The 370-nt window shown below is 59.2% G+C and carries 1 protein-coding gene; it reads right to left on the bottom strand.

Translation table 11 applies throughout. From position 1 onward, the window contains the following. A partial coding sequence (locus EN846_RS33865) for an alkyl sulfatase dimerization domain-containing protein (protein ID WP_281036082.1) occupies positions 1 to 370 on the bottom strand: 370 nt, incomplete at both ends.

Raw genomic sequence — 370 nt, 5'->3', positions numbered from 1 at the left:
GAATGATCCAGGCAATGGTTGCGTTCCCTGCCCTTGCAGCCGCAGGTCCGTCCAGGCGTATCGCGAGATAGTCGAACAGCATGCCGACGGTCATGGCCTTCAGCACGTCAGGTGATGCGGTGGTGGCACCGCCCTTCGGTACGCCATCGCGTAGCTCAAGTGCTCCCATCAACATGGCGTTGCGCCATGTGCCCGCCTCGCTCTGGTATCCCATCTGCTCCAACGCATCTGCCAGGAGTGCGCGTCCTTCGCGCGAATCCGGATTGGCGAACACAATGTGTTTGGCTACTTCAGCGACCCAGCGATAGTCACTCTGTTCAAAATAACGCCGTGCCTTCTCCAGTACTGCCGATTCGCCCCCCATGAAATC

It is taken from the genome of Mesorhizobium sp. M4B.F.Ca.ET.203.01.1.1 (genome assembly GCF_004791025.1).
Classification (GTDB): domain Bacteria; phylum Pseudomonadota; class Alphaproteobacteria; order Rhizobiales; family Rhizobiaceae; genus Mesorhizobium; species Mesorhizobium abyssinicae.
Note: the sequence above shows the minus strand (reverse complement) of the source record. Positions and strands in the feature narration are given on the sequence as shown.